At 64.0% G+C, this 14,164-nt stretch carries 14 protein-coding genes; 13 read left to right on the top strand and 1 reads right to left on the bottom strand.

Annotation, left to right across the window (positions count from 1 at the left end):
- Positions 1–218, top strand: a 218-nt coding sequence (locus AC1DKY_RS19330) for a hypothetical protein (protein ID WP_441605242.1), incomplete at its 5' end; no start/stop codon positions are given.
- A gap of 56 nt (positions 219–274) precedes the next feature.
- Here the strand turns inward: AC1DKY_RS19330 and map are convergent.
- A complete protein-coding gene (gene map / locus AC1DKY_RS19335) occupies positions 275–1,042 on the bottom strand; it encodes a type I methionyl aminopeptidase (protein WP_046973047.1) in 768 nt (255 codons plus the stop codon).
- A gap of 347 nt (positions 1,043–1,389) precedes the next feature.
- On the opposite strand from map, the gene rpsB reads away from it, so the two are divergent.
- The 12 genes from rpsB (at position 1,390) to lpxA (ending at position 14,129) form a co-directional block, all read left to right on the top strand.
- The gene (rpsB, locus tag AC1DKY_RS19340) at positions 1,390–2,280 is read left to right on the top strand and encodes a 30S ribosomal protein S2 (protein ID WP_441605243.1); all 891 of its coding nucleotides are present in this window, start codon (positions 1,390–1,392) and stop codon (positions 2,278–2,280) included.
- 58 nt (positions 2,281–2,338) lie between these two features.
- On the top strand, positions 2,339–3,217 hold the full coding sequence (gene tsf, locus AC1DKY_RS19345; RefSeq protein ID WP_441605244.1) for a translation elongation factor Ts: 879 nt from the start codon (positions 2,339–2,341) through the stop codon (positions 3,215–3,217).
- A gap of 211 nt (positions 3,218–3,428) precedes the next feature.
- Positions 3,429–4,151, top strand: a complete 723-nt coding sequence (pyrH, locus tag AC1DKY_RS19350) for a UMP kinase (RefSeq protein ID WP_441605245.1) — start codon at positions 3,429–3,431, stop codon at positions 4,149–4,151.
- Between the two features lie 161 nt (positions 4,152–4,312).
- Complete coding sequence (gene frr / locus AC1DKY_RS19355) at positions 4,313–4,870, top strand: ribosome recycling factor (RefSeq protein ID WP_441605246.1); 558 nt, start codon at positions 4,313–4,315, stop codon at positions 4,868–4,870.
- A gap of 25 nt (positions 4,871–4,895) precedes the next feature.
- Positions 4,896–5,636, top strand: coding sequence for a polyprenyl diphosphate synthase (uppS, locus tag AC1DKY_RS19360; protein WP_441605247.1), 741 nt, complete (start codon positions 4,896–4,898; stop codon positions 5,634–5,636).
- An 8-nt stretch (positions 5,637–5,644) separates the two neighbouring features.
- Positions 5,645–6,463 (top strand): phosphatidate cytidylyltransferase, encoded by an 819-nt coding sequence (locus AC1DKY_RS19365; protein WP_441605248.1) that lies wholly within the window; start codon positions 5,645–5,647, stop codon positions 6,461–6,463.
- Positions 6,460–7,647: a 1-deoxy-D-xylulose-5-phosphate reductoisomerase gene (locus AC1DKY_RS19370; RefSeq protein WP_441605249.1), complete on the top strand. Its 1,188-nt coding sequence runs from the start codon at positions 6,460–6,462 to the stop codon at positions 7,645–7,647. The genes AC1DKY_RS19365 and AC1DKY_RS19370 overlap by 4 nt, the downstream gene beginning before the upstream one ends.
- 22 nt (positions 7,648–7,669) lie before the next feature.
- A complete protein-coding gene (gene rseP, locus AC1DKY_RS19375; protein ID WP_441605250.1) occupies positions 7,670–9,016 on the top strand; it encodes an RIP metalloprotease RseP in 1,347 nt (448 codons plus the stop codon).
- A 219-nt stretch (positions 9,017–9,235) separates the two neighbouring features.
- Entirely contained in the window at positions 9,236–11,707 is a 2,472-nt protein-coding gene (bamA, locus tag AC1DKY_RS19380; RefSeq protein WP_441605251.1) for an outer membrane protein assembly factor BamA, read from the top strand.
- A 157-nt stretch (positions 11,708–11,864) separates the two neighbouring features.
- The gene (gene lpxD / locus AC1DKY_RS19385; RefSeq protein WP_441605252.1) at positions 11,865–12,893 is read left to right on the top strand and encodes a UDP-3-O-(3-hydroxymyristoyl)glucosamine N-acyltransferase; all 1,029 of its coding nucleotides are present in this window, start codon (positions 11,865–11,867) and stop codon (positions 12,891–12,893) included.
- Positions 12,886–13,359, top strand: a complete 474-nt coding sequence (gene fabZ / locus AC1DKY_RS19390; protein ID WP_046972869.1) for a 3-hydroxyacyl-ACP dehydratase FabZ — start codon at positions 12,886–12,888, stop codon at positions 13,357–13,359. Before lpxD ends, fabZ begins: the two co-directional genes overlap by 8 nt.
- Positions 13,356–14,129 (top strand): acyl-ACP--UDP-N-acetylglucosamine O-acyltransferase, encoded by a 774-nt coding sequence (gene lpxA / locus AC1DKY_RS19395; RefSeq protein ID WP_441605253.1) that lies wholly within the window; start codon positions 13,356–13,358, stop codon positions 14,127–14,129. The genes fabZ and lpxA overlap by 4 nt, the downstream gene beginning before the upstream one ends.
- Positions 14,130–14,164 lie beyond the last annotated feature (35 nt).

Consider the following 14,164-nt stretch of genomic DNA (forward strand, 5'->3'; position numbering starts at 1 on the left):
ATCCCAACACGATGCTGCGGGCGTTATCAGGCCATTTTCTTTGGGTTACTTTCGACGCGAAGCTAGTCCCGTGGGATCTTTTGGGCCAGCAAAAGAAAAGTGACTCGGTCGGCGGCAGCCGATCGAAACGCCCGCCGCGTAGGCGGCACGCTGGCGATAAGGCGACAACCGTGTCGCATCGGTACTGGATCCCGGCCTGCGCCAGGATGACGAGCTGAAAAAGAAAGGCCGCCGTAGCGACCTTTCCTCACACCTTAAAAATACCGACGCGGAATCAAGCCGCATCCGGCCAAGGCGTCAAAATCTCAAACCCATCATCCGTCACCGCAATCGTGTGCTCCCACTGCGCCGACAACGAGTGATCCTTGGTCACCACCGTCCAGCCATCCGGCAACTGCTTGGTCTGCGGCTTGCCCGCGTTGATCATCGGTTCGACCGTGAAGGTCATGCCCTTCTTCAGCTCCAGGCCCGTGCTCGGACGCCCGTAATGCAGGATCTGCGGCTCATCGTGATAGACCTTGCCGATGCCGTGCCCGCAGTACTCGCGCACCACCGAGAAACCGGCCGCTTCCGCGTGCTTCTGGATCGCCGCGCCGATGTCGCCCAGCGTCGCGCCCGGGCGCACCGCCTGGATGCCGTGCATCATCGCTTCATAAGTGGTGTCCACCAGGCGCTTGGCCAGCACCGACGGGGTGCCGACGAAATACATGCGGCTGGTATCGCCGTGCCAGCCGTCCTTGATGACGGTGACATCGAGATTGATAATGTCGCCGTCCTTGAGGACTTTGCCCGGCGTCGGAATGCCGTGGCAGATCACATGGTTGACCGAGGTGCACAACGTCTTGGGAAAGCCGTTGTAGCCCACGTTGGCCGGGATCGCCTTCTGCACATTGACGATGTGCTCGTAGGCCAGCCGATCGAGGTCTTCGGTGGTCACGCCGGGCTTTACATGCTCCTTGAGCATGGCAAGCACTTCGGCGGCCAGCTTGCCGGCCTCGCGCATGGCCTGGATGTCTTCGGGGGTTTTAAGGGTGACTGCCATAGTTCTACTCACATGGCGGCAAACCTGCTGAAAATCCAGCGACTTGCCGCATCGCCGGCGCACCGGCTACAATTTCGAAGTTTTGCTGACCCGACGCGTCCCTTTCCATGGGTCCAGACGGTCGTCGCAGAGCGAGGGAGATTGTAACCGCCTTGCGGTGCAACCCCCACAAGTCCTTGATCGGACACTTAAACGCCACACACGCATCGGCACCGTCTTCGGGGTGCCTTGGTCAGCCTACCCAATCATAACGGGCTGCCGGGGTCGAAGTCGGGGATGCGTGGAGGTCCCAACCCCCGGGCCATTCCCCCTCTCGCAGGGCCGGCCCAACAAATTGGAGTTACACCATGGCTCAAGTCACCATGCGCCAAATGCTCGAAGCTGGCGTGCATTTCGGTCACCAGACCCGTTACTGGAACCCGAAGATGGCTCCGTACATCTTTGGCGCCCGCGGCAAGATCCACATCATCAACCTCGAGAAGACGCTCCCGCTCTTCACCGACGCGATGAATTTCCTGTCGGCCATCGCCCAGAAGCGTGGCACCGTCCTGTTCGTCGGCACCAAGCGTTCGGCCCGTGAGCCGTTGGCTGAAGAAGCCGCGCGCGCCGGTATGCCGTTCGTGACCGCCCGCTGGCTCGGCGGCATGCTGACCAACTTCCGCACCGTGAAGCAGTCGGTTGCCCGCCTGAAGGAACTGGAAGCCGCTGAAACCGACGGCAGCTTCGAGAAGCTGGTCAAGCACGAAGTGCTGGCTCGCCGCCGCGAGCGCGACAAGCTGCAGAATTCGCTGGGCGGCATCAAGGACATGAACCGTCTGCCCGACGCGCTGTTCATCATCGACATCGGTCACGAAGACATCGCCGTGCAGGAAGCCAAGAAGCTTGGCATCCCGGTGATCGCCGTGGTCGACACCAACTACAACCCGGAACTGGTCGATTACGCCATCCCGGGTAACGACGACGCCATCCGCGCCATCCAGCTGTACGCCCGTGCCGCTGCCGACTCGATCCTGGAAGGCAAGGCCGCTGCGCCGGCTGCCGCCCAGGGCGACGCCAACGAGTTCGTTGAGCTGGACGAAGAAGGCAACCCGGTGGCCAAGGACGAGCGCAAGGCTGCCCCGCGCCGTGACGACCGCAACAACCGTGGTCCGGCCAAGAAGGGCGCTGGCGCGCCGCGTCGTGACGGTGGCCGTGGTGGCCGCGGTCGCGCCGACGAGCCGTCGTCGGACGGCGAGTAAGCCTTCCCTGCCCCGGCCCGCAAGGGTCGGGGCGCATCAAAGCTTTTGAGGAACCCAGATGACCGCCATTTCCGCAAAACTGGTTAGCGAACTGCGCGAGCGCTCCGGCGCCGGCATGATGGATTGCAAAAAGGCGCTGGTCGAGAACAACGGCGACATCGACGCCGCTGTGGAATACCTGCGCAAGACCGGCCTGGCCAAGGCCGACAAGAAGGCTGACCGCGTCGCCGCCGAAGGTCGCATCGCGACCGCCCAGGGCAACGGCAACGCCGTGCTGGTCGAAGTGAACAGCGAAACCGATTTCGTCGCCAAGGCGCCGAATTTCGTGCAGTTCACCAACGAAGTGGCCGAAGCCGTGCTGGCCTCGGGCGCTGCCGACATCGACGCCGCCAAGGCTGCCGCCTTCCCGGGCGCCGACAGCGTCGAAGCTGCCGCCAAGTCCCAGACCGCCACCATCGGCGAGAAGATCGAAGTGCGCCGCATCGCCCACGTCGCGAACGATGGCCCGCTGGCCACCTATTCGCACGGCGGCAAGATCGGCGTGATCGTGGCGCTCAAGGGCGGCTCGGAAGAGCTGGCCAAGGGCATCGCCATGCACGTGGCTGCCATGAACCCGCCGCACATCAAGCCGGAGCACGTCCCGGCCGAGTTCATCGCGAAGGAAAAGGACATCGCGCTGAGCCAGATGACCGACAAGGACAAGGCCAAGCCGGCCGACATCCTGGAGAAGATCATCTCCGGCAAGATCAACAAGATCGTGTCGGAAGTGACCCTGGTCGGCCAGCCCTACGTGCTGGACACCAATGTCACCGTCGGCGATGTCCTGAAGAAGGAAGGCGCTGACGTCGTGGCCGTGGTCCGCCTGGCCGTCGGCGAAGGCATCGAGAAGGTGCAGGAAGACTATCTGGCCGAAGTGGCCAAGGCGATGCAGGTCTAAGGCCTCCCATTGCAGGAAGCCTCGAAGAAGCCGCGGGCAACCGCGGCTTCTTTTTTTATGAAAGCCTGCCGCCGCGCCAAGCGTGCGGCGCCCCTCCCCCSCCCCCACGGTGCAGCCGGCTTTTCTTCCCCCGTCACGGCACGCAACCCTTACCCGTTCGCGTCACTGCCGTTACAATACGCGCGTTTTGCCCACACAATCCGGAGACCCCATGAGCGCACCGCTTAATTACCGCCGCATCCTGCTCAAACTCTCCGGTGAAGCCCTCATGGGCGAGGCCGACTACGGCATCGACCCGAAAGTGATCGGCCGCCTCGCCGACGAAATCATCGAAGTCCAAAGGGCAGGCATCCAGATCGGCGTAGTCATCGGTGGTGGCAACATCTTCCGCGGCGCGGGCCTGGCAGCCGCCGGCATGGACCGCGTCACCGGCGACCACATGGGCATGCTGGCCACCGTGATGAACGCACTGGCCATGCAGGACGCCATCGAGCGTCGCGGCGGCTTTGCCCGCGTGATGAGTGCGATCCAGATCCACGACGTATCCGAAGACTTCATCCGCCGCCGCGCGATCCGCCATATCGAAAAGGGCCGCATCGTCTTGTTCGCGGCCGGCACTGGCAATCCGTTCTTCACCACCGACTCGGCCGCCGCGCTGCGCGCCGTGGAAGTGGGCGCGGACCTGCTGCTGAAGGCCACCAAGGTGGATGGCGTCTACACCGCCGATCCGGCTCGACACAAGGACGCCACGCGCTACGACACGCTCACCTACGACCAGGTGATCGAGGGCAAGCTGGCCGTGATGGATACCGCCGCCATCGCGCTGTGCCGCGACCACGGCATGCCGCTGCGCATCTACGACATGACGGTGCCCGGCAACCTCATGCGCATCATGCAGGGCGAGGCGATCGGCACGCTGGTGTCAGACGACTGAGGAATTGAGTGAGCAGCTGGGGGTGAGTCGCGCGGACGCTGCTCACCCCACATCCCTGGCAACCATCCCTCACCCCGAGCCGTCGCCACGACCCACTCCCCCGCCCCGCCCTCATGGGCCCCTGCTATACTCGCGGGCTTGCACGGTTTGAGGGGTTTCCCATGCTTAACGACATCAAGAACGATGCCCAGACCCGCATGGGCAAGAGCATCGACTCGCTCAAGCACAACCTGATGCGCCTGCGCACGGGTCGCGCGAGCACCGCCCTGGTCGACGGCATCAAGGTGCCGTACTACGGCTCGGACATGCCGCTGAACCAGGTGGCCACGGTGGCGCTGGGCGATTCGCGCTCCATCATCATCACTCCGTTCGAAAAGACCCTGGTCGGCCCGATCGAAAAAGCCATCATGGCCTCGGACGTCGGCATCACGCCGAACACCTCGGGCCTCACCATCCGCCTCAACATGCCGCCGCTCACCGAAGAGCGCCGCCGCGAGCTGGCCAAGCACGTGGCGCATGAAGGCGAGGACGCCAAGATCGCCATCCGCAACGTGCGTCGCGACGCCATGCAGCAGGTCAAGGATCTGCTCAAGGAAAAGCTGATCACGGAAGACGACGAGCGCAAGGCCGAGGACGAAATCCAGAAGCTGACCGACCGCTTCGTCAAAGACGTCGACGGTGTCGTCAAGAACAAGGAAGAGGAGCTGATGGCGCTCTAAGCGCCATCGCTCTGAGCGCCTGCCCATGACCAGCGCCGATCCCGCGCGGACACCGCGCCACGTTGCCATCGTGATGGATGGCAACGGTCGCTGGGCGAAGCTGCGCCACCGACCGCGCACGTTCGGCCACAACGCCGGCCGCAAGGCCGTGCGCAACGTGGTCGAAAGCTGTCTGCGCCAGGGCGTCAAGGTGCTCACGCTGTTCGCGTTTTCCAGCGAGAACTGGCAGCGCCCGCAGGATGAAGTCGGCGCGCTGATGGAATTGTTCGTGCGCGCGCTGGACAAGGAAGTGGACGAACTGCACGGCAACGGCGTGCGCATTCGCTTCGTAGGTGACCTGGACAGTTTCGAAGCTGGCCTGCGCCAGCGCATGCTGGTCGCGATGGCGCGCACCGCCGGCAACGAGGCGCTGCATCTGAATATTGCCGTGAGCTACGGCGGTCGCTGGGACATCGTGCAGGCAGCGCGCAAGGCCGCCGAAGCGGTGGCACGCGGCGAGCTGCGCGCCGAGGACATCAACGAAACCACGCTTGGCCAGGGCATGTGCCTGGCCGAACTGCCACCGCTGGATCTGTTTATCCGAACCGGCGGCGAGTGCCGCGTCAGCAACTTTCTTTTGTGGCAGCTTGCCTACGCGGAGCTGCACTTTACCGATACCCTGTGGCCCGATTTCGACGAGGCTTGCTTGAAGAGCGCCATCGACGATTACGCACGCCGCGAACGCCGATTCGGCAAGACCGGCGACCAAGTCGCCAAACAGGCGTAAGGACATTCATGCTGCTCCAGCGCACCTTGACCGCACTGCTGCTCGCCCCGCTGGTGATCGCCCTGATCCTGCTGGCGCCGACGGGCCTGTTTGCGGCGATCGTCGCTCTCGCCTTTCTTGCCGCGATGTGGGAATGGACCCGGCTGTCGGGCCTGAAGGAAAACGCCGCACGCGCCGCCCTGCTGGTGCTCACCGCCGCGATCTTCGCGCTGTGCTGGTACGTGCGCGCCGGCATCACCTGGCCGGTGCTGATCGGCATCGGCGTGAGCTGGTGGATCGTGGTCGGCCAATGGCTGCGCCACTTCGCCTTCGGTGCCGCGCCCACGCGCGAAAATATGCTGATCAAGCTGGGCGCCGGCCTGCTGACCATCGTGCCGGCGTGGATCGCCGCCGTGACCATTCATGGCGCGGCAGACCGCGGCAACTGGTGGACCATGCTCGCGCTGTTGATCGTGTGGGCTGCCGATATCGGCGCGTATTTCAGCGGCCGCCAGTTCGGCCGTCGCAAGCTCGCTCCCACCATCAGCCCCGGCAAGACCTGGGCGGGTGTCTACGGCGCCTTCGTGGCTGGCGCCATCGTCGCCGGCGTGGGTGGTTCGCTGCTCGGCGTCAGTGGCGGCAAGCTCATTGGCCTGTTGGTGCTGTCGGTGTTCGTCGTAGTGGTCTCGATCGTGGGCGACCTTTTCGAGAGCCTGATGAAGCGCCATGCCGCCGTGAAGGATTCGGGTAACCTGTTCCCCGGTCATGGCGGCCTGCTTGATCGCCTGGACAGCGTGTTCGCCGCGATGCCGGTGTTCGCTGCCGGCATGCTTCTGCTGGGTCTATGAGTCATAGCTTGCGCAAGGTGGCGGTACTGGGTGCGACCGGCTCGATCGGTGGCAGCACGCTGGATGTGATTGCCCGCCATCCCGACCGTTTTCGCGCCACCGTGCTTGCGGCGCACAGCAATGTCGCTGCGCTGGCCGAGCTGTGCGTCCGTTTCCGTCCTGAACTTGCCGTCATTGCCGATCCGTCGCTCGAAGCCGAGCTGGTTCGCCGCCTAACCGCGGCTGGCGTGCGCTGTGACGTTGCCAGCGGCCATGACGCTGTTACCCAGGCTGTCTCGGGCGACCTGTGCGACACCGTGGTGGCGGCCATCGTCGGCGCCGCCGGACTGGACTCCACGCTCGCCGCCGCACGTACCGGCAAGCGCCTGCTGCTGGCCAACAAGGAATCCATCGTGATGGCCGGCGCGCTGCTGCTGGACGCGTTGGCGGTCGGCGGCGGCGAGTTGATTCCGGTCGATTCGGAACACAACGCGATCTTCCAGTGCCTGCCGGGCGGCCGTCCCAACCTGGCCGCCAGCGGCGTGCGCCGTCTCATCTTGACTGCCTCCGGCGGCCCGTTCCGTGGCCGTACGCGCGCCGAACTTGCAGGGGTCACCCCGGAGCAGGCCTGCAAGCACCCCAACTGGGTGATGGGACGCAAGATTTCGGTGGATTCGGCCACCCTGATGAACAAGGGCCTGGAAGTCATCGAGGCGCACCATTTGTTTGGCGCCGCCCCGGACGTGATCGACGTGCTGGTGCACCCGCAGAGCCTGGTGCATTCGATGGTCGAATACGTCGACGGTTCGGTGCTGGCCCAACTGGGCAATCCGGACATGCGTACGGCGATCGCCCATGCGCTGGCGTGGCCGGCGCGCATCGAAGCGGGTGTGGCGCCGCTGGACCTGGCCGCCTGCGCTCCGCTGACGTTCCAGCAGCCTGATCTGGCCACGTTCCGCTGCCTTGCGCTGGCCTTCCAGGCGCTGCGGGCGGGCGGCGATGCCACGGCCATTCTCAACGCCGCCAACGAGGTTGCCGTCGAGGCTTTCCTGGCCGGCGGGCTGCCCTTCCTGGGTATCGCCGATCTCGTTGAGAGCGTGCTTACGGAACTGCCGCCGCAAGCTGTGGTCGATGTCCAGACCCTGAATGAACGCGACCGCACGGCCCGCGAGGCCGCCCGCCGCATCCTTCGCAACGCTTGCTGACAAGCCTGATAAGCTCTCACCGATGAATAGTGTATTTGGCTCAGTGTTTTGGTTACTCGTCACGCTAGGCGTGCTGGTGACCTTTCACGAATTTGGACACTACTGGGTAGCACGGCGTTGCGGCGTCAAGGTGCTGCGTTTTTCCGTGGGCTTCGGCAAGGCGATCTGGAAGCGCATCGGCAAGGACGGCACCGAGTACCAGGTTGCCATGATCCCCCTGGGCGGCTACGTGAAGATGCTGGACGCCCGCGAAGGCGAGGTCGATCCCGCCCTCGCCGGCCAGGAATTCACCGCCAAGCCGGTATGGCAGCGCATTGCGATTGTCGCCGCCGGCCCCGCCTTCAATCTGATCTTCACCCTGTTTGCGTTCTGGCTGATGTTCCTGGTGGGCAAGCCGGACGTTGCGCCGGTCGTCGACGCTGCGCCCAAGAGCATGGCCGCCGACGCCGGTGTGCGCACCGGTGACCGCATCCTGAGTGTGGGTGGCCACGTGGTGGCCACCTGGAGCGACTCCATGGATGTCGTCGCCAACGCCATGCTCGGCCGCGATCCGCTGCCCATGGAAGTTCGCGGCACGGACGGCAGCACGCGCAACCTCACGTTGCCGCTGAACCAGCTGCCGGCCGGTCAGGACATCGGGCAATACCTGGACCAGCTCGGCCTCAAGCTGGCCCCTTCGCCAGCTCTCGTTGGCATCGTGCTTCCGGGCAAGCCTGCCTCGGTGGGCGGCATGCAGGGCGGCGACCGCGTCATCAGTCTCAACGGCACCGCCGTGGACAGCTACGAGCAATTCCAGCGACTGGTGCCGGAGCAGGCGGCCAAGTCGCCGACCCTGGCCATCGTGGTGGAGCGCAACGGCAAGACCATTCCGCTGTCCGTCACGGCCCGCATGGAGTCGCTGGAAGGTCAGCCGACCAACTGGGTGATCGGCGTGCAGTTCGCCCAGCGCGAACCGGCCGTACTTCGCTATGGCCCGCTGAAGGCCGTCGGTGCGTCGCTGGAAACCACTTGGAACAGCGCCGCCTCCACCTTCAACATGATCGGCAAGATGCTGACCGGACAGGCATCCACCAAGAACCTTTCCGGCGTCATCGGCATCGCCCAGGTGGCCAACGCCTCGGCGAGCATGGGGATCGGCTGGTTCTTCAGCTTCCTGGCCATGGTGTCGCTAAGTCTTGCGATCCTCAACCTGATGCCGATACCGGTCTTGGACGGTGGTTGGCTGCTGTATTACCTTATTGAGTTGGTCAAAGGCAGTCCCGTCAGCGAACGTGCGATGATGGCAGGTCAGTATGTCGGCCTGGTCATGTTGTTCACGTTAATGGGATTGGCTTTCTACAACGACATCCATCGCTTCCTGCCCTCGTGACGCGCACCGGCTTTGCCGAAAGTCGCGCGACGTCCGACGGACAGCCGTATCTGCAGCGTGCGCGATCACGCGCTTGCTACGGAAACATGGCGGTGGTTTACCCGGTGCATCTGGGGAAGATGCAAGCACCCTTTCAAGGCTGGGCTTGTCCTGGCTTCACGTATTGATCGGGGCGGCCCTAAAAAGCCGTCCTATCGGAATAAACCAACGGAATCGACGATGAAGCGTATCGCCGCCCTGATCCTGCTTGCCTCACTGTCCGCCAATGTCCTCGCTTTCGAGCCCTTCGTCGTTTCCGATATCCGCATCGATGGCCTCAGCCGCATTTCAGCCGGTACGGTACTCAACTACCTGCCGGTCAACCGTGGCGACCGCCTGACCAACGATGGCGCCCAGCGCGCCATCCGTGCGCTTTATCAGACCAAGTTCTTCAGCGATGTCGAAATCGATCGCGAAGGCGACATCATGGTCATCAAGGTGGTCGAGCGTCCCTCGATCGCCAAGCTCACCCTGCGCGGCAACAAGGACATCAAAGAAGAGGATCTGCGCAAGGGCCTGAAGGAAATCGGCCTGTCCGAAGGCGAGACCTTCGACCGCCTGTCGCTCGATCGCGTGCAGCAGGAACTGGTTCGCCAGTACTACAACCGCGGCAAGTACAACGTGTCGGTCGATCCGCACGTGACTAACCTCGATCGCAACCGCGTGGCCGTCGACATTGAAATTCGCGAAGGCAAGGTCGCGAAGATCAAGGAAATCAACATCGTCGGCAACAAGGCGTTCACCGACAAGGAAATCCGCAAGGGATTCGAGTCGAGCACGTCCAACATGCTGTCGTGGTATTCGAAGGACGACCAGTACTCGCGCGAAAAGCTTTCCGGCGACCTGGAAAAGCTGCAGTCCTACTACATGGACCGCGGCTACGCCGACTTCGGCGTCGACTCCACGCAGGTGACGATCGCGCCGGACAAGCGCTCGATGTACATCGCCGCCAGCGTCAAGGAAGGCGATATCTACACCATCTCCGACGTGCATCTGCTTGGTGAGCTGGTCCTCCCCGAGGACTCGCTGCATCAGCTGGTGTATGTGCACAAGGGCGACACCTTCAATCGCAAGGCGATCGAAGCGAGCACCAACGCGATCAAGACCATCCTGGCCAGCATCGGTTATGCGTTCGCCAAGGTGACGCCGGTGCCGAAGCTGGACAAGGACAAGCGTACCGTCGACCTCACGCTCTACATCGAGCCGGGCAAGCGCGTGTACGTGCGCCGCGTGATCTTCCAGGGCAACACCCGCACGGAAGACGACGTGATGCGCCGCGAAATGCGCCAGCTGGAAGGCAGCTGGTTCTCGCAGCCGGCGATCGACCGCTCCAAGATCCGCCTGCAGCGCCTGGGCTATTTCAAGACGGTCAACATCGACAAGGCGCTGGTGCCGGGCACCGAAGACCAGGTCGACCTGACCGTGAAGGTGGAAGAACAGTCCGCCGGCAGCCTGATGTTCGGCGTGGGCTATTCGCAGTACTCGGGCATCATCCTGTCCGCGTCGGTGTCGCAGAACAACTTCATGGGCACCGGTGACAGCTTCACCGTGGGCGCATCGCGCAGCGACTACTCCACCAGCATCAACGCCAGCTACTTCAACCCGTACCTCACCGATAGCGGCGTGGGTATCGGTTACAACGCCGGTTACACCAAGAGCAACTACGGCGATACCAACAGCGACTTCGTGAACTACGAAAGTTCGATGAAGTCGTTCTCCAGCTTCCTGAGCTTCCCGATTTCCGAAACGGACAACATCCGCGCGGGTCTGGGCCTCAGTAGCAACAAGATCAACCTCAGCTACCAGTACCTGACCGTCGACGAGAACGGCAACACCGTCACGCAGACGGCCAACTACTCGCCGCAGGTGCTGATCGACTACCAGAACGCGCTGGGCCACCAGACCATCCACACCTGGGATGCCACGCTGGGCTGGAACCACGACACACGCAACGGTTACTGGGCGCCGACCCGCGGCGGCTTGATCTCGCTGTCGACCGATATCGCACTGCCCGGCTCCACCGTGCAGTACTACAAGATCATGGGTGAGGCGAACCATTACTGGCCGATCGGCAAGGGCTTCGTGCTCTACGTGGACGGCCAGGTCGGTTACGGCAAGACCTACGGCCAGACCTTCGACAACGATGGCGGCACCACCTACACGGCCGGCGAGAAGATCACCTTCCCGTTCTGGGAGAACTTCTACTCCGGCGGTGTGCGCGACGTTCGTGGCTTCCAGGACAACACGCTGGGTCCGCGCGTCTGCGTGGGCACCGTGACCGATCCGGCCACGGGCAAGCAGGTGCCGATCACCCCGCTGCCGAACGGCACCTGCCAAGGCAGTGTGTACAGCTACGCACAGCCGCTGGGTGGCGCGTTCAAGGTGCTGGGCACGGCCGAGCTGTACCTGCCGCTGCCGTTCCTCAAGGACATCAACACGGCCCGCGTGTCGTGGTTCGTGGACGTCGGCAACGCCTACCAGGATTACCAGAGCTTCACGGCCAAGACGCTGCGCGTCTCCACGGGTCTCTCGCTGCACTGGCAGGCGCCGATCGGCCCGCTGATCATCAACTTCGCCGTGCCGCTGCGCACCCAGGCGGATGACGGTCACTACGAGGAGCGCATCCAGTTCACCTTCGGCAGCCAGTTCTGATCGGCTGACCGGCTCAAGGTTGAAACAGCAGAAGGCGCGGCCATGCCGCGCCTTCTTTTTTGTGGCCACCATCGCTGATGCGACGACTGCGTCGCGCCGGGCACTTTTGATGCCCCCGGCGGGGAGCCCTACAATGGCCCGATTGCAGGGAGCTGACATGAGCGTTTTTCAAACCACCGTATCCGAGCTGGCCGAGCGTTTTGGCCTGGTGTGTCACGGCGACGGCTCCCGCGTCATCGACGGCGTGGGCACCCTTGCCGGCGCCGGCCCGAGCCAGCTGAGCTTCCTCTCCAACAGCAAATACGCCTCGCAACTGACGGCTACCCGCGCCGGCGTGGTGGTGATGCGCGAAGAGAACGTGGCCGACAGCCCGGTGATCGCCCTGGTGGCGCGTGATCCCTATGTGGCCTACGCCAAGATCGCCGCCCTGTTCGAACGCCTGCCCGCCTCGCCGCAGGGCATCCATCCCACGGCCGTGGTCGCGCCCACCGCTCGCGTGGCGCCGACCGCCAGCATCGGTCCGGGCTGCGTGATCGAGGACGGCGCCGTGGTGGAAGACGGGGCGATACTCGGCCCGCATTGCATCGTCGGCCCCGAGTGCACCGTAGGCGCCCAATGTCGCCTGGTCGCCCGCGTGACCCTGGTGATCCGCGTCACCCTGGGCAAGCGCGTGCTGGTCCATCCGGGCGCGGTGATCGGTTCGGACGGCTTCGGCCTCGCCTTCGACCGCGACCACTGGATCAAGCTGCCGCAACTGGGCGGCGTGCGCATCGGCGACGACTGCGAAATCGGCGCCAACACCACCATCGACCGCGGTGCGCTGGACGACACCGTGCTCGAGGAAGACGTGCGCCTGGACAACCAGATCCAGATCGCCCACAACGTTTACATTGGCGCGCACACGGCTTTGGCAGGCTGCGCCGCCGTGGCCGGCAGCGCCAAGATCGGCCGTTACTGCATGATCGGCGGCAATGCGGGCGTGCTTGGCCATCTGGAAGTCGCCGACCGGGTTACCATTACCGCCAAGAGCCTGGTCACGCACTCCATACGCGAGCCCGGTGAATACTCCTCGGGCGTCCCACTGCAGGAAAACCGCCAATGGCGGCGCAACGCAGCCCGATTCAAGCATCTCGATGAATACGTGCGCCGCCTTTCGGCGCTGGAGAAGGACAGCAACAATGAGTGACCTGACCGTGCCCTTCCACCTTCCCGTGAACGTGGAACAAATCCAGCAGCTGCTGCCGCACCGCTATCCGTTCCTGCTGGTCGACCGCGTGATCGAGCTGGTGCCTGACAAGAGCGCCGTGGCGATCAAGAACGTGACGATCAACGAGCCGTTCTTCCAGGGCCATTTCCCGGGCCACCCGGTGATGCCGGGCGTGCTCATCGTGGAAGCCATGGCCCAGGCTGCCGGCCTGCTCACGCAGATCTCCAGCCGCCTCAAGGGCACCACGGGCAGTCCGCTGTTCTACCTGGCCAAGGTGGACAACGCGCGCTTCAACGCGCCGGTGGTACCGGGCGATCAGCTGCGCCTTGAGGTCGAACTCAAGCGCCTGCTGCGCAGCATGGGCCTGTTCGAGGCACGCACCATCGTCAACGGCAAGGAAGTGGCGAGCTGCGAACTGATGTGCGCCGCGAGGTCCGACAAATGATCCATGCCACCGCGCAGATCGATCCTTCCGCCGTCATTGGCAATGACGTGAGCATCGGCGCGTACAGCGTGATCGGCGCTGACGTGCATGTCGGCGAAGGCACGGTGATCGGTCCGCACGTGGTGATCGAAGGTCCCACGCGCATCGGACGCGAGAATCAGATCAGCCAGTTCGCCTCCCTGGGTGGCGCGCCGCAGGACAAGAAGTTCAAGGGCGAGCCGACCGAGCTGATCATCGGCGATCGCAACCTGATCCGCGAGTTCGTCACCATCAACCGCGGCACCAGCGACGGCGGCGGCGCCACGCGCATCGGCAATGACAACTGGATTCTTGCCTACGTCCACATCGCCCACGATTGCCAGATCGGCAACAACACGGTGTTCTCCAACTACTCCGCCCTCGCCGGCCACGTGGAAGTGGGCGACTGGGTGGTGATGGCCGGCTTCTCCGGCGCCCACCAGTTCTGCAAGATCGGCGCGCACGCGTTCATCGGCATGGGCTGCCTGCTGGGCTCGGACGTGCCGCCATTCGTGATGATGGCCAACGAACAACGTGGACGTCCGCGCGGCATCAACAGCGAAGGCCTCAAGCGTCGCGGTTTCGACACCACGCGCATCTCCGCCATCAAGCGCGCCTACCGCACGCTGTACATGGCCGGCCTGACGCTGGCCGACGCGCGCGAGCAGCTGAGCACGCAGGCCAACGACAGCGATGACGTGCGCGCCATGCTCGAGTTCCTTGATCGCAGCGAGCGCTCGCTGGCACGTTGATATGAGCTTCGCTCATATCAACCCATCGGGTACGG

It is taken from the genome of Dyella sp. 01N448, from assembly GCF_056399225.1.